A 21978-nucleotide genomic window follows, 5' to 3' on the forward strand; every position below is an offset into this window, starting at 1 on the left:
TTTAATTTAAATGATTGACTTTATATAACTTTTCTCTCTACTCTAGTTCGATACGGTGAGGCTTTCCGACCTTTTGGAGCTTGCTGCGACTCCACCTTGTTAACCGCGGTACAAAAGTAATATTTTTTTTTATCGTACACAGCTTATTAAGGAAATTTTTCAGTAATAATTACTCTTTTCCATGCAATTAACAAAACCCTTAGTCTATTTGTAATATGGAGTTTACAAATCATATACTTTTAGCTAGCATCTCAACTATTTCCGAAGTCGTCATCATAGGTATTCGCTTTTATTGTGACTGAAACAAAGATATATACTTTTTTCCACACAAACAAATCCAGCGTATAAATATAAGAAAGGCGCAGGATAAATATCTTGCGCCTTCTCTTATATCCGATCAGAAATATATTACTTTACCTCCCAAATCTCACCTTTCATCAAAAGGTCGTGTAATTTACGTGTAGGATTCTTCGCTTGTACCTCCTCGATTTGCTGGTGGACAGCCTCATCATAGGTCGGTCCCTCCACATCTCGTATTACGCCTAATGCGATTGGCATATCACCGCTCATCATGGCAAGCATCATATGCAAGGTGTTATCCTTCTCATGGGCGTCGTGTACCAATACGTCATCCATCGTATAACCATCTTGTCCGATCGTTACGGATTTCAGTTTTAGGCCGTCTAGCACAAGGCCTTTATCCATGTTAGCGCCGTAAACCATTTTCTCGCCATGGCGAAGGAAAATCGTACGATCCGCACGGTATGCCTTATCAACGATCCCCTTATGGATACCATCATTAAAGATCACGCAGTTTACCAACACTTCCGTAACGGAAGCGCCTTTATGACGGGCGGAAGCCGTCAATACCTCGGTCGTATTCTTCAAATCCACGTCAATCGTACGGGCGAAGAAATTGCCACGGGCACCCAATGCCAACTCAGCCGGCACAAACGGATCTTCCACCGTCCCATAAGGAGAGCTCTTGGATACGAAACCACGGTCGGATGTCGGGGAATACTGTCCCTTCGTCAAACCATAGATCTTATTGTTGAAAAGAACGATATTCAAGTCGATATTACGACGGACAGCGTGGATAAAATGATTACCGCCGATAGCCAAGCAGTCGCCATCACCCGTAATCAACCATACGCTCAAGTCCGGGCGAGCCGTCTTTACGCCGGTAGCGATAGCCGCTCCACGACCATGGATCGTATGGAAGCCATACGTATTCATATAATAAGGTAAGCGGGAAGAACAGCCGATACCTGAGATAACTGCCATATTGTGAGGAGCCACTCCTACCTCGGCCATAGCCTTATGCAGGCAATTCAGTACCGCATGGTCGCCACAACCCGGGCACCAACGTACGTACTGGTCGCTTTTATAATCTTTCGGTTGAAATTTAGTTTCTTCTGTTGTCATCTTTTAAGCCTCCAATATTTTAGTGAATTCCTCAACTAATCTCGCAACGACAAAAGGTTGTCCCTTTACACGATTGAAGCGATACGGGTTAAATCCGGGTACCTTTCCACGTAAATAGTTAGCGAACTGGCCGTTATTTTGCTCAGCCACCACCACTTTCTTATACTTAGAAAGAACCTCAGCCGTATTCTTAGGCAGCGGGTTGATAAACTTGAAGTGAGCGAAAGCCACCTTCTTGCCATTCTCCTGCATCGTCTCCATCGTCTCGTAAAGGTGTCCGTAGGTTCCACCCCAACCAACGATCAATAAATCAGCGTCCTCATCTCCGATCACTTCCAGTTCGGGGATATAGTCGGCGATCTTATCGATCTTAGCCTGACGGGTCGTCACCATCTTCTGGTGGTTAGCCGGATCGGTAGAGATAGCGCTCGTCTCGTAGTCTTTCTCCAGACCGCCCAGACGATGAGCGAAACCTTCCGTTCCCGGAATCGCCCAATAACGAACCAAGCTTTCCTTGTTACGACGATACGCCTTCCAAACTTTCTCGTCTTGATAATTAGCTACGTAATTCGGCTTAATCTCCGGATATTTATCCATTTCCGGAATTCTCCAAGCGGAAGAACCATTAGCGATAAAGGCATCGGTCAACAAGATAACCGGAGTCATATGCTCCACGGCCAACTTACTAGCCCAGAAAGCAGCATCGAAACAGTCGGTCGGCGTAGAAGCGGCGACTACCACTACAGGGCTCTCACCGTTACGGCCATACAGCGCTTGCATCAAGTCCGTTTGCTCGCTCTTCGTCGGCATACCCGTAGAAGGACCGCCACGCTGAACATCGATAATCACCAAAGGCAACTCGGCAATTACAGCCAAACCGATCGCCTCGCTCTTCAAGGCAAGACCTGGTCCGGAAGTAGACGTAGCCGCCAAGCAACCGGCGAAACTAGCTCCGATAGAAGTACAGATACCGGCGATCTCATCCTCGGCCTGAACCGTGATAACGCCTAAATCCTTACGTTTAGATAATTCATGTAAAATATCAGTAGCCGGAGTGATCGGGTAACTACCCAAGAACAACTGCAAACCAGCTTTCTCGGCAGCGGCTATCAAACCATAGGAAGTAGCCTTATTACCATTCACGTCCGTATAGAATCCGGGCTCGGCTTTCTTACTCTCGATACGATACGTAGAAACCGAGGCATGGATGTTATTACCATAATTATAACCGTCCGTCAAAGCCTTGATATTAGCTTGGGCGATAACCGGTTTCTTAGCGAACTTATTCTGCAACATGTGCATAGCCTCCTCCAGCGGACGCTCGAACAACCAGCAAACAAGTCCTAAGGCGAACATATTCTTACAGCGAAGAGCCGATTTATTGTCCAAGCCAAACTCAACCAATCCGTCTTTTACCATCGTAGAGATCGGAGCGGCAACAACCTGCACGCCAGTCAATCCCAGCTCAGTAAACGGATCATCGGTCGTAAACAAGGCCTTATCCAAATCACTTTTCTTGAAAGAGTCCGTGTCGATTAAAACAATCGCATTGGGTTTTAGGTGTTTTACGTTCACCTTTAGCGCGGCGGGATTCATGGCCACCAATACGTCGGCCTTATCACCGGGTGTGAAGATTTTGCGCGATCCCAAGTGCACTTGGAATCCAGATACACCACTTAGTGTTCCTTGTGGAGCACGTACTTCTGCCGGATAGTCTGGGAATGTAGAAATCTCGTTCCCGAAAACCGCGGACAGGTTTGAAAAGATTGTACCGGTTAACTGCATGCCATCTCCCGAGTCTCCCGAGAAACGAATTACAACCTTCTCCAGCGTCTTAACTTTTGTCTGTTCTGCCATAATATACTTTATTAGCTTTATCGCTTATTGGTATTTAGATCGTCCGCAAAGTAAAGCATAAACTTTGCGAGTTCAAAACTTTTCCGCATCAAAAAGCAGAGAGGTATAGATCAAGATTATTAGATGATAGATTAAAATGATTAGACACATAACTATTCACTGTCTTCCCGTAATACATATATACTCCCGCCCTAAAGCCCTTATCCGATTTGATCATTCCTTGCACGGAACCGGCGTCGCCCAACGACAATAATAAAGGCACGAATATATTACTATAAGCCATCGAGGTAGTACGAGCCACCCGGTTGCTGATATTCAGTTTACAATAATGTAATACCCCATATTGCTCGAACACCGCAGGATCTTCCCTCGACAAGCAGCATGTCGTCTCAAAGCAACCGCCTTGGCTTACCCTCAGATCGATCACCAAAGCTCCCTTTTTCATCGTACGCACCAAGTCCGTAGCGATAATATAGCGATGTCTCGTATTAATATAACGCATCGCCCCGATCACCACGTCAGCGCTACGAAATGCGTTATGCAGCACATTCGGATGGAACGTGGAAGTAAAAAGCCCTTGTCCCAAGACCTGTTGTATTATACGCAATTTATTGATATCATCATCGAATACTTTCACGGATGCTCCCAAGGCTAACGCAGCACGCGCGGCCACGGTCCCGGCGTTTCCGGCCCCGATGATCACCACTTCCGTAGGGGATACACCCGGGATACCGCCTAATAAGATCCCTTTACCTCCTTGGGTATTGCTCAACAACTCGGAAGCGATCGTTATGGAAGCCGCCCCCTCGATCTCGGAAGTGACATTCAGCACCGGGAAACGATTATATTCATCCGCCATCAACTCATAAGAGATAGCGGTAATCCGTTTCGCCATCATCAACTCGAAAGCCTCCTGAGCGAATAAATTAAACTGCACCAATGAGAAAACGGTCGTGCGAGGTCTCATAAGCGCGATTTCCACCGGCAACGGAGGCAATATCTTCAAGATCAGATCCGCTTGGAAAACTTCCGCGGGCGTATCGACGATCTCCGCCCCCGCCTCCGAGAAATGATTATCGGAATAGTTGATGCCTAATCCGGCGCCACTTTCCACCAGCACCCGGTGACCGCAATCGGTCAGCATATCCACCGCCTCCGGAGTCAACGGCAAACGTTTTTCCGCCTCGCATCGTTCACGAGGAATACCGATAAGCAAACGGTTATTCACCTTGCTGATCTCTTTCAATAATTCCTGCGGGATATAGGCCCCCTGTGCCTGCCGGCCGTCGTTCGCTTCCATATGCTATAGGATTTTCATTAACGCGTTCGATATGTCATGTACATCAGATTCTGTTAACATCTTCTCGGCATCAAACGTTATGGACGCCTTCGTATAAAACGGATTCCTTTTCTCCAGACTCTCGGCGATAAACGCCCTCAGTTCCTCCCCGGAACGTCCTTTCAACACCGGACGGGTATGTTTGCACAACTCCAGACGCTTCGCCAGCTCCTCGACTGACACCTTCAAGTAAACCGTCGTGCCAGAAGCGTTCATAAACTCCATGTTATCGAAAAAACAAGGAGCGCCTCCTCCCGTGGAGATCAGCACGTCCTCAAACTCAGCGACCTCGTGAAGCATATTCCGTTCTATCTCTCGGAAAGCCTCCTCCCCTCTCTCGGCGAATATCTGCGAAACGGCCTTATGATAACGCCCTTCGATATAGTAATCAAGATCTATGAACGAAAGACCGGCGAGCTTGGCAAGCTCCTTTCCCACCGTTGTCTTGCCCGCTCCCATATATCCGACCAAAAAAACACGTTTCATACATTATTATAATAGTTTTCGCAAATGTAAACTTTTTCCGGGAACTCTATCTTCTTTATTCCTAAGAATCAATAAAAAAATCATAGGCCAATGGCTTTTACGGTCTGGGTCGCACGATCCACTACTAATAAAGTATGACGAGCACCGGCTATTTTCTCGGGATAGACCATCGAATCTGTAAAGTCCTGCAATAATTTTCCGTTCTTAGGGCTGATCTCCCATAGCTCCGACCGTTTATCATCGACACGAAGCGTAACAAACAAACGATCCCCTACAAACGCTATCGACTGGGGAGACTTTTCAAATCCCAATGCCACCAGATACGGCTCGAAACCCACGTTCCCTACCCGAATGTCCGCAGGATCGAATAAATAGATCATATTTTTATTCTGAGCCGTCACATACAAAAAGCCATCACTCCGTGCCGCTACCGCATAAGTACCCATTGCCTCTTGCAAATTCACGCTACGACTATATATAGGTACTCGAGTAGCGGAACCGGGCTGTACATCTTGCTCCAAGACAACTACTAACTTGCGTTTATCCCGAATAAAAACAGCTCCTTGACTAGCCGTGACATCAAATGCGTGAACGGTCTGATAACCACCCTCACCCCAAGTACCCGTACCGATACAAGTAATGAACTCATATGTTTCAGCATCGAACACATCCGTACGGCTTCCCGCATTCGTGACATATATTTTCCCATACGAGCGAGTCACACCGTTTGGCTCCCCCGCAAAAGTCTCTTTCTTATCTCCATTCATCCACTCAACCATACTTTTCACATGATGTACATTACCGGAAGATACATCAAAAACCTCCAAACTATAATGTCCCGGAGCATCATTTACTACATATAGCGTATTCCCATAAAGATAGACCGCTTTCGGATGAAAAGTTTCCACAGTGGCACCGGGAATATCCAAGGCAGAAAGTATAAATGAGAGAGAAGGACCCTCATCGCCGGCTCTATCCGTCTCCATCGGAGCAAGCCCAAGCCCACCATCTATGGCATCCAGTTCCGGATCATCGATAATGTATTTCGAGGAGGTATACACGCTTTTGTTCTCTACCAAGTTCTTATTCCTCCGAGTATGCAAGAAACGGCGGGAATAAATCGGCAATTTCTTACTCACGGAAAGCTGTGAGTAAACCTTCATACAAATCGTAGGGAAGCCTCCTTCCGCCGGATAATACGTCATATTCCCACTATGCCCATATCCCAAGCAGTGCGCCAGCTCATGATACGGCACATCAGTCCCGTTGGCATCATCCGCATAATGGGTAAGATAGACATATTCACCTAATCCAAAGGTATTTCCCCCGCCCAGGCCGACAACATTCACCACACGCCCATAACACAATCCGCCATGATTCAAGATCTTTTTCTTCAATACATCTATATCCACGATTTGCTCGTTATTTATCAGCTTACCACGCCACTTCTCCAGTTCCTCGTCAAAAAGCGAGGAAGAAAACATCGCCGCCATATTCAAGGAAAGGGCAACCGCCTCACGAGCCAGATGTGGCCTGAAGTTACCCCAGTTTGAACCGGAATACTTACCAAACCAAATATTCCACTTTGGTTTCACGTTAATCATTCCTTGATATACCGGATCTCCACATTCAATCCGCAAACTTATATTCTCGGCCGCCATATCCGGATAGGCTTCTATGGTAACCTCCTCGCCGGAACGCGTATAATAAACCTTCGCCTGTTCCAGAAAAGGCAACTTCATTTTAAACTCCTGAAAAGGTAAAACCGTAGTAAACTCCGCAAACCGTACCTCGTCCTCATAGCCTTCAATCGTCGCCCATACGATCACGTTATGTATAGCCCTGGGTGAATAGAAACGAAGCATCAGCTCATTCTGCTCGGTAACCGACACCTGCAAAGGTTCATTCACCTTGAATTTTCGCTGCGACGAATCGAAAAGAACCTCGTCCGGTTCCTCATCCTGAAGGATATAAGAAGTATTCGACGAATCATAATCCTCCTCCGCCATCCGTATTAAACCATATTTACTCGTTCCTCCACTATTATCCACATCATCTTCATCCGAACATCCGAGAACAAGAAAGCCTCCCATTACAAACAGAATGACACGAATGATCGTGTATCTCAACATTTCATTCATAAATAATCTCTTACCAGTTTTGGACGCAAAAATAGTATTTTTATTTAACTCGCATAAAAGTCACCGTTTTTATGTAATTTTGCCCCGTAGACAGATGTAGATTCGATGATGAAATTTATAGATAAGTTCAATACAATTATCCATAAGCCATTTTTCAGCAAATATAGTACCTTAATGGGGCTATGGGCATTGCTGGGGGTTATCGCATGGATTACCAAGTATTTCCCCGGGAAATATAACAACTTCTCGATCTTCAGGCAATCCTTTTGGCATACGTTGAATGAGTTACCGCTCTATGCCGCCTATCCGGAAGAATACAACGATATTTTTCACTACGGGCCGGTATTTAGCTTGGTAGTAGCTCCGTTCGCCATTACACCGTTATGGTTAGGACTGCTTACTTGGTCGGTGGCGCAAAGCCTTTTTTTATTCTGGGCGGTCAAGATGCTACCGGGGACCAAGCGGGAACGCATCTTTATCTATTGGTTTTGTGCCCACGAGTTGCTTACCTCGCTTTTCATGTCGCAATTCAATATCAGTATCGCCGCTATCATTGTCCTCGCTTACGTATTGATAGAGAAAGAGAAAGACGTATGGGCCGCTTTCGTGATCATGTTGGGTACCTTTACTAAATTGTATGGGATCACGGGATTGGCGTTCTTCTTTTTCTCTCGCCATAAGATGAAGTTCAGCCTATCTTGCGTAGGATGGGCGGTCGTCATGGTCGTAGCCCCGATGATATTGTCCGGGCCGGATTATATAATGTCCCAATATACCGGTTGGTTCGAGGACTTATCCGGAAAAAATTCGGAGAACTTATTCGCGCTCATGCAGAACATTTCCTTCTTGGGAATGGTTCGTAAGATATCGGGATCGGTCAGTTACTCGGACATTTATCTGATAATAGGGGGATTAATATTATTCGGCCTGCCTTATCTACGCATCAGTCAATATAAATATGAGGCTTTCCGGAAAACGTTATTGGCCTCGGTGTTGATGTTTGTCGTACTGTTCAGCACGGGTAGCGAGTCCAGTACCTATATCATAGCGTTTATCGGAGTCGCTATTTGGTATACGGCTGTACCGTGGAAACGTTCGACATTGGATATTGTCTTGATGGTCTTCGCCTTTATATTGACCAGCATGTCTCCGTCCGATCTTTTCCCGAAATACATACGAGTGCATTATGTATACCCGTATGCGTTAAAAGCGTTGCCTTGTATGCTGATCTGGCTAAAGCTGACATTTGAGATGTGTACGAGGAATTATAATCCGGTAAAGGTATAAATAGAATGAACGCACGAGCAGACATAGATTTGGTATTACCTTGTTACAACCCGCCTTCGGGCTGGGAGGAACGAGTAGCCACCCATTTCCGCAAAGTGGAGCGATTATTCAGCCCGGTACGTTTCCACCTTTTTATTGTCAGTGATGGTTCGAGACGGGGATACGAGCCGGAAACGATCGACCGCCTCCGGCAATTGATACCGGATGTCTGCGTCGTGGACTATAAGCCCAACCGGGGAAAAGGATATGCCTTGCGAGAGGCGGTAAAGCGATGTACCTCTCCTTACATTATTTATACAGACTACGATTTTCCATATACAAACGACTCATTCGGCAGGATGGTCGAGGCGTTGCTAGGAGGAGCGGACGTAGTCGTGGCTACCCGCGGCAAAAGTTATCAGGATAATCTACCTCCTTTCCGGCAAATGTTATCCAAACTGTCCCACATATGCAATACATGGGTCTTGCGGATCAAGATCAAGGATACGCAAGGGGGCATGAAGGGATTCAGCCAAGCGGGACAGGCGATATTCCTAACGACCCGTATCAATAGCTTCCTATTCGATACGGAATTTATCTATAAGGCAAGTCGCCGGAAAGAGATAAACTTACGGACGATCAACGCGAACATCAAAGAAGGACTGGCGGTATCCGATATGGGATTCAAGGTCCTGCGGCGGGAAGCGTTGAACTTCTTATCCATCTTATTTCATAGAGATTAATTGACATACATGATATTACTTAGTTTTGATATCGAGGAGTTTGACGCTCCATTGGAACACGGCGTGGAATTGCCGTTCGAGGAACAAATGCGTACTTCCGTAGAAGGAACCCGGAAGATACTGGCATGTCTGGCCCGTCACCGGGTAAAAGCGACTTTCTTTTGCACGGCGAACTTCGCCCTTCACGCAAAGGATTTGATCTTGGACATCCAAAAGGGTGGACATGAGATCGCTTCGCATGGTTTTTATCACTCGTCGTTCGAGACCGCCGATCTACGCAAGTCCAAAGAGGCGTTGGAGGAACTGACCGGACAACCGGTGAACGGTTTCCGTATGGCCCGCATGATGCCCGTCGAAGAAGAAGAGATACATAAGGCCGGTTACTTATACAACTCGTCCTTGAACCCGACTTGTATTCCCGGCCGTTACAATCATCTGGGGCAGCCCCGCACCTATTTCATGAAAGATGGCGTATTGCAACTGCCCGCCTCGGTGACCCCGATCGTCCGTTTCCCCTTATTTTGGCTGGCTTACCATAACCTTCCGGCCACCTTGTACCGTAAGTTAGCGCTTTGGACTTGGAAAGAGGACGGTTATTTCCTAACCTATTTCCATCCGTGGGAGTTCACCTCCTTAAGTGATCGGAAAGAGCTAAAGTTACCGTTTATCATGACCAACCATTCCGGTTGCGGCATGGAAAGAAGGCTGGACGCCTTGATCCGTTTCTTCAAGGATAAAAGAGCGCCGTTTGGTACCTATACGCAATTCTCACAAGAAATCTTGAGTAAGAGTCATGGCCAAGAATAAGTTTTATGTCGTATGGAAAGGGTTGAACCCGGGAATCTATGATAACTGGGCGGAATGCAAGGCACAGGTAGACGGACAAGAGGGAGCCAAATATAAATCCTTCGAGAACCGGGAGGAAGCCGCCAAAGCCTTCGAGGCCGGCTATACCCATTACCTAAAGACCGCCTCTTCCCCGAAAGCCGTGGCCCGCCTCGCGCCGGAAGCCCCGATCGGAAACCCGATCAATGAGAGTCTTGCCGTAGACGCCGCCTGTAGCGGTAATCCCGGGGATATGGAGTACAGAGGCGTTTATACCGCTACCGGGCAAGAGATCTTCCATATCGGCCCGCTGAAGGAGGGCACGAACAATGTCGGGGAATTCCTCGCCTTAGTACACGGCCTCGCCTTGCTACAGCAAAAGGGAAGCGACCTGCCGATCTATTCGGATAGCCGCAACGCCATCAGCTGGGTCAAGAAAAAGAAATGCAAAACCTTATTAGCACGTAAACCGATCAACGAACCTATCTTCGACCTCATCGAGCGGGCCGAGAAATGGTTGAACACCCATACCTATACCACCCGGATCCTCAAATGGGAAACATCCGTATGGGGGGAGATCCCGGCGGATTTCGGAAGGAAATGAGGTAAAGGTAATTAAAATTATATCGTATATTTGCCCAATATATCGAATTCAAGCCTATGAAGATCGCTTTCGACGCAAAACGGATTACGCATAACGCTACCGGACTGGGTAATTATAGCCGGTTCGTAGTGAATAGTTTGTCCGCTTCTTTCCCGGAGCATATCTATCAACTCTATACGCCGGGCAAAGGCAAAGAGGCGTTACGGAAACGGATCGAGGAGCGTCCAAGTGTCTCATTCCATTATCCGGAAGGCAGGTTCGATAAACTATTTCCGTCTTTATGGCGTACCTCGGGCCTAACGGCTACGCTTCGAAAAGAACACGTAGATCTGTTCCATGGCTTGAGTAATGAGATTCCTATGAATCTAAAACAGAACGGAATCCCAGCGGTCGTAACGATACATGACTTGATCTTCTTGCGTTACCCGCAGCTTTATAAACCGATCGATCGTTCCATCTATACCTACAAATTCAAGCAAGCTTGTTTACGATCGGACAAGATCATAGCGATCAGCAGGCAGACGATGCGAGACATCCGGGACTTCTTCCACATTCCGGAAAGCAAGATCGAGGTGGTTTACCAAGGTTGTGACCCGATATTCGGACAAGCGGTTCAAGAAGACGTGAAATCGTCCGTACGCGAGAAATATCAGATAAACGGGCCTTATATATTATATGTAGGGAGCATCGAGGAACGGAAGAATTTGTTGCTTCTGGTAAAAGCCCTGAAAGCCCTGAAAGAAGATATCTCCGTGATCGCTATCGGTAAGCATACGCCTTATACGGATACGGTAGAGACCTATATCCGGGAAAACAACCTGTCCGGTCGCATCCGTATCTTGACCCATATACCTTTTAACGAATTAGCCGCTTTCTATCAGATGGCGACCTTATTTGTCTATCCCTCGTTTTTCGAAGGATTCGGTATCCCGATCTTAGAAGCCCAACTTGCCGGTATTCCGGTGATAGCGGCTACCGGTTCTTGTCTGGAAGAGGCGGGCGGATCGTCCGCTCTATATACCGATCCGAGAAATGAGCAAGAGCTGTGCGGCTTGATAGAGTCCGTATTGAACGAGCCGAAGCTGGCCGAATCCATGCGTTCCGGCGGACGAGAGAATATACGGCGATTCATGCCCGACGTATTAGCGGCTCATTTCATGCGAGTATACGAGAATATCTCACGATCTTAGCAAACCCATTTTATCCATACACAATGAATATACTTTTAGTCTATAAAGAAGCCGACATAGCGACCTACAAAATGCTGGAAGGATTGTCCAAGCTTGAGGACTTCAACATCTATATCGCTTCCCCCCAATCGTATACCGACAAAAAGATCTATGGGAATTGTACACCCTTGGATCTGCCGGTCATTACCTCGAAGTTCAACTGGAACGTTATTCGTGCCCTGCGCGAAATCATCAAGACTTATCGGATCGACCTTATCTACTCACCAAGTAGTTCCGGTTTATCAAACGCTCTATTCGCCTCCATAGGCACACGGGCGAAGAATATCGCATACCGAGGTACGCAGGCTAAATTGAAGCGGTTCGATCCGACCTATTATCTAGGCATATTAAATCCCGCCGTAGAGCATGTCGTATGCGAGACCAAAGATATCGAGGAATATCTCTCCCGATTCATCGCACGAAAAAGGCTAACGACCAGCACAAAGCCATTTGATATCGATTGGATCAAGGAGGCAGTCCGTACGCCCAAACAAGCCGACGGTATTCCGGACGACACCTTTCGTTGCATCTATATCGGGGCGACGAAGAACAGGCCGTTCAAAGGCTTAACCGATTTGATCGACGCGTTTATCTTATTGGATGATCCACGGGTACATCTTACGATCGTGGGAGAATATGGGGAAAATGATTTCCAATTAGCCCAACAGTCGAAGGTAAGCGCACAAATTCATTTTCTGGGACAGCGTTCCGACGCCATCTCTTTTCTGGTCACGTCCCAGTTGTTTATACTTCCCTCGCACCGGGATGCCTCCCCAAGAGTCGTGCGGGAGGCTATGGCTTGTTCCGTACCTTGTATCGTAACAGACATACCGGGAGCAAGAGACTTAATCATAGACGGAGTCACCGGATTGTTAGTGCCGCCTTCTTCTCCTCAACAAATGGCGGCGTCTATCCGCTCGCTTATCGATAACCCGGAGCGATTGGAAGCGTTCGCCAAGGCCTCACGTGAGCATATCATCCAAGATTTCAGCGTAAAGGCTTATACAGACGGCTTCGCCACGTTATTCAGGTCGATCAAGAAAGCATAGATTATTTACAGATTCAGAAACAACGGATATAAGCTAATGAATAGCTATCATAAAGATGGTCCTTCATTCCATGTTTATATTGGAAGGACAAGATATTTTTCTTAAGCTCATAATTTAGCTTTGTCCGTAGAATCATCGGCTTATCTCCATTATCCCGATATCCCCGGAAACCGGCATAATTACAATCCAACGAGAACCCCCGATAGGTCCCTAACACACCTGCCCCATAACAGAAAGCGTCGTTCTGACGATTAACGACATCGTTAGTCATCCAACAATAAAAACCCGCTAAAGCTTGCACACGGATCGAAGCGTTTACATCTTTCCGCTTCCACAACGTACGTCCCAGATTGGCGTCGAACCAATAAGAGGCCGCATCCGTATAACGAGCGTCGCACAAGCGTCCGCCACTGGCGGTTTTCAGGTTGGCGCTTACCACGATATCCATCCATTTCTCGCTCCGGAGGGCTTGGAAATAAAAATTAAAGATCACGTCGCCCCGGCAAACAATCGGGGATTTCAGTTCTACCGCATAACGCTCATCCCGCACTTCCGGCGACATCTCATACCATTCTTGGAATACCCAACTGACATTCACTCCTACACGTCCCTTTACGACAGGAATGTACAAACGGGTAAAGATATCTTTCGTCTGATCGCCTCGCGTCTTATGATATTCCCCCCGAAGCTCCACTTCCCAACGGCTGGACAGGCTTCCTCCTACCAACTCGGGAATCGGAAAGGCATTTGGCCCGAAATAACGGGGCGAGTAAGTCAGATACTCTACCTTTTCCCACCATTCTAACGCCTTAACCGGAGATACATAGGCCAAAAGACAACTAACAACTAAACAGAACCGGAGTATTTGTGTTTTCATAAAAGTCTATAATTCAAATTCAATCTCATGCTTCAACGCATATTTCTTCCAGAAACGATTTCGATAGTATAATATCCAACGAAGGCATTCCGCTTTATCAAAATGCCGGCTCTCGGCATAGGTCTCCGCCATTAAATGAAAAGCGGCTTCCCGTCCCCACAAGCGGGAGAAATTCGCGCATCCTCGTTTGAGCGAGACAGGCCCGAAATACATCCGGTTTATATCGATCAAGGAGAACTTAACCCCTTCCTCCGTACGATCGTACAATACATTTCCCGGAGAGAAATCGGCATGATAGACCTCCGCCTCATGCAACTCTGCCATATAAGTACCTAACGCACGAAAAATATCCTCGTTCCCCTCTACCGGACGCTGTCCGACTTTATACAATGTCTTATATCTAGATTGCAGACTGATAAAATAACTATATTCCAAAAACCCTTTCTTCCTAAAAAGGATATAAGCGATCGGGGCAGGTGTCTCAAATCCCTTGGCAACCAATCGCAGAGCGTACTCATAGGCTCGCACAGCCTTAGGCTGACGGAAAAAACGATAAATAACACGGTTTATCAAGAAGGGGACTCTATATCGCTTGACATTCAGTTCCACACCATCTACCTCAAAAACCTTGATCTCATTCCTCGCCTTATAAATCGTTTTTCCCTCTTCTGAAAATATACGAGGTACACGCCTTACAAAATCCTCGAATCGCCCGTACGCCGGGTTAATGACCTCCTTCATCCGAAACCGTTTCATTTAAAGAGGTTAATACCTTGTTTATGATTAGATCCGGATTGAGCTGTTTCATACACGCCCAATCCTTCCGCAGGCAGGGCTTTTGGCCGAATACGGAACAAGGACGGCAAGGTAAGTCCAACTGGATACAATCTTCCGGATCCTGATGATATCCGTAAAATCCGGCATAGGGATGGGTAGCGCCCCAAACGGAAAGCACCCGTGTACCGACCAAGGAAGCGAAATGCATATTGGCGGAATCCATGCAAATCAACAGATCCAACCGGCTGATCAAGGCCAGTTCCTGATCCAAGGAATACTTGCCCGCCACGCTTTTTACCCGGGGATACTCAAAAGCCCATTGATCCAAGAGCGCCTCCTCGTAGCCACGACCACCGAACAGGAAGATGGTAAAATCCTCTCGATCGGAAAGCTCGGCCATGACCAGCTCCATCTCCCCGGTCGGATAAATCTTTCCCCGGTGCTTGGCGAAGGGGGCGATACCGATCCATTTGCCCGTCTTCGTTCCCGCAAGGGGTTCCAAGGCGGATACATCCGGGATAGAGGTCTCGTAAAGCGAGGTGAACGATTCCGTATAGTTAAGCCCGGCGTTGCGGAACACATCCGCGTAACGTTCGATCACCGGGCGAAGTTGTTTAAATCGTTTATGCTTCGCGTCGGTCAACCGGGCACGATCTTTCCGGGCCTTATCCACGACAAACACCCGTCTGCCGTTCAAGCGGAACAGCGTACGGATGATCATGGTCCGCAATACGTCATGCAAATCCAAAACCACGTCGAAATCATATTTTACCAAGGCAGAGGCAAAACGAAGCAATCCCGCCAACGTTTTCTCCGTGCTCTTCGTATTGATGCCGATCACGTTCACGTTCTTCGGGCGGTTGATAAAGACCGGGATCAAGAACGCTTGCGTCAACACGGTAAACGAGTCCGTAGGATTCGCCTTGGCGGCGGAATAGATAACGGGAACGGTCATCGCCACATCCCCAATAGCCGAAAGTCGTATTACTAATATATTTGCCATTATTTCTTACCGTACAACACAGGATTCAAGGCCGGGTCGTTGTACATCTTCATTTGCTTGTAGACCTTCATGTATTTCTTACCGTCACGGATATCGGATAGCAATTGATCCAAAGCCATCGACAAATCCTTCTTCTGCTCCATCAGCACCGCCAGTTTCTGCTCACAACGAGCCTTATGCTCGGCAGTAGCATCCGGACGGTTTGCCTCCTCACGCATATGATAGATCTTTAGCGTAAGGATAGAGAGACGATCGATCGCCCAAGCCGGGCTTTCCGTATTGATCGTAGCATCCGGCAAGACTTTCACGTTCTTGTATTTATCCAGAAAGAAACTATCGATCAACTCTACCAAATCCGTACGATCTTGATTCGACTTGTCGATGCGGCGTTTGATAGCCAGCGCTTCCACCGGGTCGATCTCCGGATTCCGGATAATGTCCTCCAAATGCCATTGTACGGCATCGATCCAGTTCTTAAGATAAAGATAAAACTCGATGCTCTTTACCGCATAGGGATTATGCACTGTAGCATCTACATTGTCAGTTACATGATAAGCCTCCGTAGCTTGCTCAAAAATGCGGAAACATTGTTCGCTGAAGTTCATATATGATTCATTTTCTTTCTGTGAATACTTTGTGGGACAAAGATAATGCTTACGGATCAGAAACCCAATTCTACCGGATAAATTCTATCCTCTTAGCATATATCCTTTCTTCGGCAAGGATACGATGCCGGTAGACGGATCGTTATGAAGCGCTTTACGGAGATAGGTGACCTGCACATTCAAGGCCAGGGAGTTGGCGTATGAGCTAGTTCCCCAGACGGTTTCCAACAGAAGGTCACGATCCACCGCCAGATTCAGGTTTGTCGCCAGGATTCGCAGAAGATCCGCTTGGCGGGAAGTGATCAATACCTTGTTATTGCCCGTACGGATCTCATTCGTGGTATAGTTGAAGGTCGTGTTTCCGAAATGGAAGCTCTCCTCCTGCACGCTTTCATGGACACCGATCTCAAAACGGTCCTTGATACGGGCGATCAGCTCTTCCGGATAGAAGGGTTTCGCCAAGTAATCGTTTCCGCGCAAGCTAAAACCTTTCAAACGGTCGTTCTTATCGGAACGGTCGGAAAGGAAAAAGATCAAGACATGGTGGTCTTGCTCACGGATCTTTTCCGCTACCTCGAAACCGTTTAAGCCGGGCATGTTGATATCCAGCAAGACCAGATCCGGTTTCACGACCGGGAATTGCTCCAAAGCCATGGTACCATTGCCGGTATAAGTCACCTCATACCCCTCCCGTTCCAAGAATCGCTTCAAGACGAGGGAATACTTAAGGTCATCGTCAGCGAAAAGTATTTTCAATGTCGATTTCATAAGGCTGTAGTCGGTAGATTTATAGTAATTCGAGTGCCTTCACCTAATTCACTTCGCAGGGATACAGAGCCATGATGCGCCTCTACTATTTGGCGAACGTAGCTCAATCCCAACCCAATACCCGGAATTTGCTTATCCGGCAGATGAGACGAACGGTAAAATTTATCGAACACCTTTCGCCGCTCATCCGGAGCGATACCGAAGCCATTATCCGAAACGGTCAATTCCACCCTTTGCTGATTCCAAAGCACTACGATATCGATATCCACTTCCTCTCCCGAATATTTGATCGCGTTCTCTATCAAGTTAGACAAGACATTCGCCACATGTACCGGATCGGCCGTCAGATCCGGCATATCCGGGGGAAAGGCCGTCGAGAAAGAGACTTTTTTCCCGGCGGGGATATTGGTTAGGCGTACCACCTTCTCCACCAACTCACGGAGATTAAAAGCGGAAGGTCTCAGAAGCGTCTCCCGCTCGTCCGCACAGACCATATCTTTCAATTTTCCCAGATAGGCGGAAAGATTATCCAACTCGAACATGGAGTCTTGAAGGACCCGTTCCGTCGTGGCCTCATCCATCCGCATCTCCCGGTCATTCAAGAAAGAGACGAATACCTTCAAGGTTTGTACCGGTCGCCTCAGCTCATGGATCATCGTATGCACGAATCCCTCACGCAACTCGTTCAAGCGCATTTGCTCCCAGATCGTACGGATCTGGAGACCCAAACAAGCCAGCAATAACAAGATAAGGAAAATACTTAGGAAAAGCTGCCATCCCATCCGGCCCAATAACGGATTCATAGGAAGATCCACATCCACCCACACCGCCTTTCGCTCGATCGGGGCGAACACATAGCATATCGAGATAGAGGTTGAAAACAGGTTTTTCGATAACGGCAACCATAAGGCCGATGACTGTCCGGACAAGGTATCGCTCGCTACGAACGGACGTACCCGATAATCCAGACCGGGCAGACTGGCAGACAAGATGGAGTCCAAACGCTCCGCGGAGAAAGGCACAAAGAACTCCACGACCGAACGATCTACCCCAACCAATAAGCTATCTTCCGGCATATTCGGGTCCAGATGAAGCCGAAAACTATGGATCTTTGTCGTATCCTTGGGATAAAGCTGGAAGCCGAACGAGTTTTTCAACCCATTTAACACGCTATCACCAGACTGGTATTTCGACTGGCGTTCTATGATATAAGTACCTTTCGTCATCTCCGCCTCTTCCTTCCGTATACGAAATTCCTCCTGCCCGGCATGAAATACCTCACCGGCGATCTCATCCGCATAAGTACACATCTCGTACCGGAACTGATTGAACAGCCAATAGCCTTGTACCCCGATCGCCGCCAAAGCCGCCGCCAACGAGATTACCCATATCCATCGAATCCTCTTTCCCATATCTTATTCCTTTCCGGCAAAGATAGATAGCTACTCCATGATTACAACGTACATGTAGCCATTTTTATAAGCGGAGTAATATTTCAGTAATAAAAATCTTCCTTACGGCAAACGTTCCTCTCTTACATTCGCGACAAATAACTTCTAAAACCAACAGATCATGAAACGAATCATAGCGACAATCGGCCTGCTTTGCGTAGGTCTGTCAGGGGCGGGACACGAGACGAACGCCCAAGTGACAATCAACATCTTCAACCTAAACGACGTACTAAGAGCCAAGCCCATCGACGAGACACGTTTCACGGTACAATACCAAACCACGTCCATGCCGGACACGCTCCAACCCGACAAGAAAGAGGAAGAGACCCTCATGCTGAAGGTCGGGGATAAATGCTCCGTTTACTATAGTTACGCCAAATTCCTCACCGATTCCGTACTAGAGGCCGACAAAGCCGCCGGAGCCTCACAAGAAGTCATCAATGAACACCTGCAACAATATTCCTCCAAGACCAATGCACAGGTCTACAAGAACTATCCGGCGGGAAAGACCACGACCTTGGATGCCCTTGCCGCCAGTCGCTTTCGCTGCGAGGAAAAGGAGGAGCGCCCGGAATGGACCTTACTGCCCGATACGATGACCATCCTGTCCTATCCTTGCCGGAAAGCGACCTGTCATTTCAAGGGCAGACATTATGAGGCTTGGTACACGCCGGAGATACCGAAAAGCGAGGGTCCTTGGAAATTATGCGGATTACCGGGCCTGATCCTAAAAGCCCAAGACAGCCAAGGACATTACACTTTCATCTGCACGGGTATCGAACTGAGCCGGGGTAAGAACCCGATCCTTTTCGGGGGAAACGATTTCGAGCCGATCAGCCGCAAGAACCTGCAAAAGGCTTACGAACGATATGCCGCCGATCCTATCGGATACATCGCCTTGACCTCGCCACAGGTGAAAGTGACCGTCACCGACGATAACGGAAAACCTTACCAACCCAAGAACATGCCGTATAACCCTATAGAAAGGGAAGAAAGATGAAACGGATCATACTGCATATACACACTTTTTGTTTACTTACGCTGCTCTGCCCGGCAGGATTGGCCGCCCAATCCGTCATCCGAGGGATCGTGATCGACAGGGAAAGCCAACTGCCGGTAGAAGCGGCCACCGTGCAATTAACCAGAGGCAACGCCTCCCTTCCGATCAACTATACGTTAAGTAATAATGAAGGGACCTTTATCCTCACCCAACCGAAGCGGACGGACTCACTTCTCGTCTCCGTCTCGCTCTTGGGGTACCAAACCCAGCAACAAGCCGTACATGCCGGACAAACGCTTCGTTTTGAGATGGAGCCGCAGGTATTCAGCCTAAAGGAGGTGGAAATCCGTCCGGGACGTGTCTGGGGGCGGCAAGATACGATCAATTATGATGTCACCCGCTTTCTCTCCCCAAAGGATCAATCCATCAAGGACGTATTACGGAAACTTCCAGGTATCGATATCGATGATCTGGGGAAGATCTCTTACAACGGGAAAGAGATCCGTAATTTCTATGTGGAGGGACTGGATCTCACCAACGGGAAATACAAGCAAATCAGCGAGAACCTGCGAGCCGACGCCGTGCAGAACGTACAAGTGATGGAGAACCACCAACCGATCCGTGTGTTACAGAGAAAGATCAAGACCGAAGACGTAGCGTTGAACCTCAAGCTGAGACCGGAATTCCGGGATCGCTGGCTGATCAATGCCGAAGGCGGTCTCGGCGCATCCCCGTTCTTATGGAAAGGAGCCGCTGACGCCTTGCAGATCAGCCGCAGCAGCCAATCCGCTTATCTATATAAAGGGAATAATACCGGGCAGGATGTATCGGGCGAGCAAAATACGCTTACCGAATCACCCGAATCCCGTTTATCCGAGCCCAAGGTTCCCCAATTTCTGCTACAGCCCTCATTCTCCGCCCCGCTAAAGAAAGAGCGCTGGCTGTTCAACCATATACACAGCCTATCCGCAAATCGCCTATATAAACTGAACGAGAACACCCAACTCCGTATAAACGCCGGTTATATCCACGACCGGCAAACACAGGAAAGGGGGAGTGAGACGACTTATTACCAATCCGAGGACACGATTCATCTAACTGAGCAAAGCGATAGCCGCATTCGCTCGGATCAAGCCAACCTAAATATCGGAGTGGAAAACAACTCGCAGGAAAGGTATCTCAAGAACCAGTTCTCAGCCACCGGAGATTGGCAATCCAGCCTTTCCCATATAACCGGAAACACAATTTCCACCGGCCGTACAACATTGGACCAACGCATCAAAACCCCGAACCTCGACTTGCATAATAATTTACGGACCCTGTGGAGCTTGGACAAATACACGTTGGAAGCCCAGTCTTCGCTCCGTTACCACAGCAACGCGGCCGATCTTCGCTTGGATAACCACCCTTATCCGATGAACTTACGCGACTTTTATACCGATAATTCCTTCTCATTCCTGAAAAAGAGCGGTTCTCTCACCCAGCGATATACAGTAGGCATAAACGGGGAGATCAGCAATATCGAGAAAAGCCTGCAAACTTATCTCTCACCCGATTACCAATGGAATACCTATAAATGGACCCTATCCCTCAGCGCCCCTCTCAGATGGACCGGATATACAGGGGTCGGTTTCTCCCGCATCTCGGTTAATCCGTCCCTGTCCATTATCTACAAACTGAATTACGCATGGCGTTTCACGGTACACGCCTCCTATAAGGAAAGATACGGAGAGATGACCGATTTATACGACCGGCCTTATCAAACGGATTACCGGAATAGCGTCTGGAATTGCGGAATCCTCCCGGTTTACAGACAACAGCTTTATTCCGTTTATGGGGAGTACAAGAATACGGCGCGGGAATTCTTCGCCACGGTAAACCTAACACACAATCGGGAGTGGTACAATCGTATATACGAGCAACGTATAGAGAATGGACAGATACAACGAGTCTCCTTACCCTTATCCAACCACGGTTCCGGCTATACCGTCAAAAGCACGCTATCCAAAGGCTTTTACGATCTAGGGCTAAAGACCTCGTTCCTGGCGCTCCTCAATATCAGCAAGGCCGAGCAAATCAGCGGGGGACAAAGGCTTCCCTATCAATATCGTCTCATGCGCCTAGAACCCAAAGTGATCTGGACTCCCAACCGCCATTGGGAGACCAGTTACCAAACCGATATCCGGTACGGAGGAAGTAAAATAGGAGAACGTACCCGTTTGGCGCCCTTATGGAACGTCACCCAACAAGTACAGCTCTCCTACATTTTCTCACCCATAGAGGCAAGCCTTTCCGTAGATCATTATCACAATGACGTGAATGAAGACCAATCCGTCAACGCCGTTTTCGCGGACTTCTCGGTCTTATGGAAATCCCGGCGTTTGCAAATCACCGCCACGGCGACAAACCTGTTCGACAAACGTACCTACGGATACACGCGATACGCATCGTTGGAAAGCTATACCTCATGGGTACGTATCCGTCCCCGGGAGTTTCTGGTAGCGATCCGCTACCAGCTATAAACGATCCAGAC

The 21978-nt window shown here is 47.9% G+C and carries 19 protein-coding genes; 8 read left to right on the forward strand and 11 right to left on the reverse strand.

The annotated features are described in order from the left end of the window. Positions 1-408 precede the first annotated feature (408 nt). The 5 genes from DWX33_RS17985 to DWX33_RS18005 all read right to left on the reverse strand — a co-directional run bounded on the left by DWX33_RS17985 (position 409) and on the right by DWX33_RS18005 (position 7248). The gene (locus DWX33_RS17985; RefSeq protein WP_122380803.1) at positions 409-1425 is read right to left on the reverse strand and encodes a 2-oxoacid:ferredoxin oxidoreductase subunit beta; all 1017 of its coding nucleotides are present in this window, start codon (positions 1423-1425) and stop codon (positions 409-411) included. 3 nt (positions 1426-1428) lie between these two features. Beyond that, positions 1429-3282, reverse strand: coding sequence for a 2-oxoacid:acceptor oxidoreductase subunit alpha (locus DWX33_RS17990; protein WP_008774335.1), 1854 nt, complete (start codon positions 3280-3282; stop codon positions 1429-1431). Between the two features lie 88 nt (positions 3283-3370). After that, entirely contained in the window at positions 3371-4582 is a 1212-nt protein-coding gene (locus DWX33_RS17995; RefSeq protein WP_005860726.1) for an alanine dehydrogenase, read from the reverse strand. 3 nt (positions 4583-4585) lie between these two features. Continuing rightward, entirely contained in the window at positions 4586-5107 is a 522-nt protein-coding gene (locus DWX33_RS18000) for a shikimate kinase (protein ID WP_005860724.1), read from the reverse strand. A gap of 80 nt (positions 5108-5187) precedes the next feature. After that, positions 5188-7248 (reverse strand): hypothetical protein, encoded by a 2061-nt coding sequence (locus DWX33_RS18005; RefSeq protein ID WP_122380804.1) that lies wholly within the window; start codon positions 7246-7248, stop codon positions 5188-5190. A gap of 105 nt (positions 7249-7353) precedes the next feature. Here DWX33_RS18005 and DWX33_RS18010 point away from each other — a divergent pair, with 105 nt between their 5' ends. From DWX33_RS18010 to DWX33_RS18035, 6 genes are read left to right on the forward strand one after another with little or no spacing between them, the layout of a single operon-like run. After that, positions 7354-8535, forward strand: a complete 1182-nt coding sequence (locus DWX33_RS18010; protein ID WP_122380805.1) for a glycosyltransferase family 87 protein — start codon at positions 7354-7356, stop codon at positions 8533-8535. Positions 8536-8540: 5 nt separating this feature from the next. Beyond that, positions 8541-9257, forward strand: coding sequence for a glycosyltransferase family 2 protein (locus DWX33_RS18015; protein WP_122380806.1), 717 nt, complete (start codon positions 8541-8543; stop codon positions 9255-9257). A 9-nt stretch (positions 9258-9266) separates the two neighbouring features. Then, positions 9267-10064 (forward strand): polysaccharide deacetylase family protein, encoded by a 798-nt coding sequence (locus DWX33_RS18020; protein ID WP_009018725.1) that lies wholly within the window; start codon positions 9267-9269, stop codon positions 10062-10064. Continuing rightward, positions 10051-10686 (forward strand): viroplasmin family protein, encoded by a 636-nt coding sequence (locus DWX33_RS18025; protein WP_122380807.1) that lies wholly within the window; start codon positions 10051-10053, stop codon positions 10684-10686. The genes DWX33_RS18020 and DWX33_RS18025 overlap by 14 nt, the downstream gene beginning before the upstream one ends. A gap of 56 nt (positions 10687-10742) precedes the next feature. Continuing rightward, positions 10743-11876: a glycosyltransferase family 1 protein gene (locus DWX33_RS18030; RefSeq protein WP_122380808.1), complete on the forward strand. Its 1134-nt coding sequence runs from the start codon at positions 10743-10745 to the stop codon at positions 11874-11876. A gap of 23 nt (positions 11877-11899) precedes the next feature. Continuing rightward, the gene (locus DWX33_RS18035) at positions 11900-12964 is read left to right on the forward strand and encodes a glycosyltransferase (RefSeq protein ID WP_122380809.1); all 1065 of its coding nucleotides are present in this window, start codon (positions 11900-11902) and stop codon (positions 12962-12964) included. A 13-nt stretch (positions 12965-12977) separates the two neighbouring features. On the opposite strand, the gene DWX33_RS18040 is transcribed toward DWX33_RS18035, so the two are convergent. From DWX33_RS18040 to DWX33_RS18065, 6 genes are all read right to left on the reverse strand, one after another. Next, positions 12978-13841, reverse strand: coding sequence for a hypothetical protein (locus DWX33_RS18040; RefSeq protein WP_122380810.1), 864 nt, complete (start codon positions 13839-13841; stop codon positions 12978-12980). A 6-nt stretch (positions 13842-13847) separates the two neighbouring features. Next, positions 13848-14582 carry a lipopolysaccharide kinase InaA family protein gene (locus tag DWX33_RS18045; RefSeq protein WP_122380811.1) on the reverse strand — a complete coding sequence of 245 codons (735 nt, stop codon included), beginning with the start codon at positions 14580-14582 and terminating at the stop codon, positions 13848-13850. Next, positions 14566-15621: a glycosyltransferase family 9 protein gene (locus tag DWX33_RS18050; RefSeq protein WP_122380812.1), complete on the reverse strand. Its 1056-nt coding sequence runs from the start codon at positions 15619-15621 to the stop codon at positions 14566-14568. Before DWX33_RS18050 ends, DWX33_RS18045 begins: the two co-directional genes overlap by 17 nt. Then, positions 15621-16226 (reverse strand): DUF4254 domain-containing protein, encoded by a 606-nt coding sequence (locus tag DWX33_RS18055; protein WP_005860709.1) that lies wholly within the window; start codon positions 16224-16226, stop codon positions 15621-15623. Before DWX33_RS18055 ends, DWX33_RS18050 begins: the two co-directional genes overlap by 1 nt. Before the next feature lie 84 nt (positions 16227-16310). Then, complete coding sequence (locus tag DWX33_RS18060) at positions 16311-16994, reverse strand: response regulator transcription factor (protein WP_122380813.1); 684 nt, start codon at positions 16992-16994, stop codon at positions 16311-16313. After that, a complete protein-coding gene (locus DWX33_RS18065; RefSeq protein WP_122380814.1) occupies positions 16991-18406 on the reverse strand; it encodes a sensor histidine kinase KdpD in 1416 nt (471 codons plus the stop codon). Before DWX33_RS18065 ends, DWX33_RS18060 begins: the two co-directional genes overlap by 4 nt. 160 nt (positions 18407-18566) lie before the next feature. Between DWX33_RS18065 and DWX33_RS18070 the strand changes: the two genes are divergently transcribed. Then, the gene (locus DWX33_RS18070) at positions 18567-19445 is read left to right on the forward strand and encodes a GLPGLI family protein (RefSeq protein ID WP_057328602.1); all 879 of its coding nucleotides are present in this window, start codon (positions 18567-18569) and stop codon (positions 19443-19445) included. After that, complete coding sequence (locus DWX33_RS18075) at positions 19442-21967, forward strand: carboxypeptidase-like regulatory domain-containing protein (RefSeq protein WP_122380815.1); 2526 nt, start codon at positions 19442-19444, stop codon at positions 21965-21967. The genes DWX33_RS18070 and DWX33_RS18075 overlap by 4 nt, the downstream gene beginning before the upstream one ends. Positions 21968-21978: the final 11 nt, after the last annotated feature.

It is taken from the genome of Parabacteroides sp. AF19-14, from assembly GCF_003635485.1.
Lineage (GTDB): Bacteria > Bacteroidota > Bacteroidia > Bacteroidales > Tannerellaceae > Parabacteroides > Parabacteroides distasonis.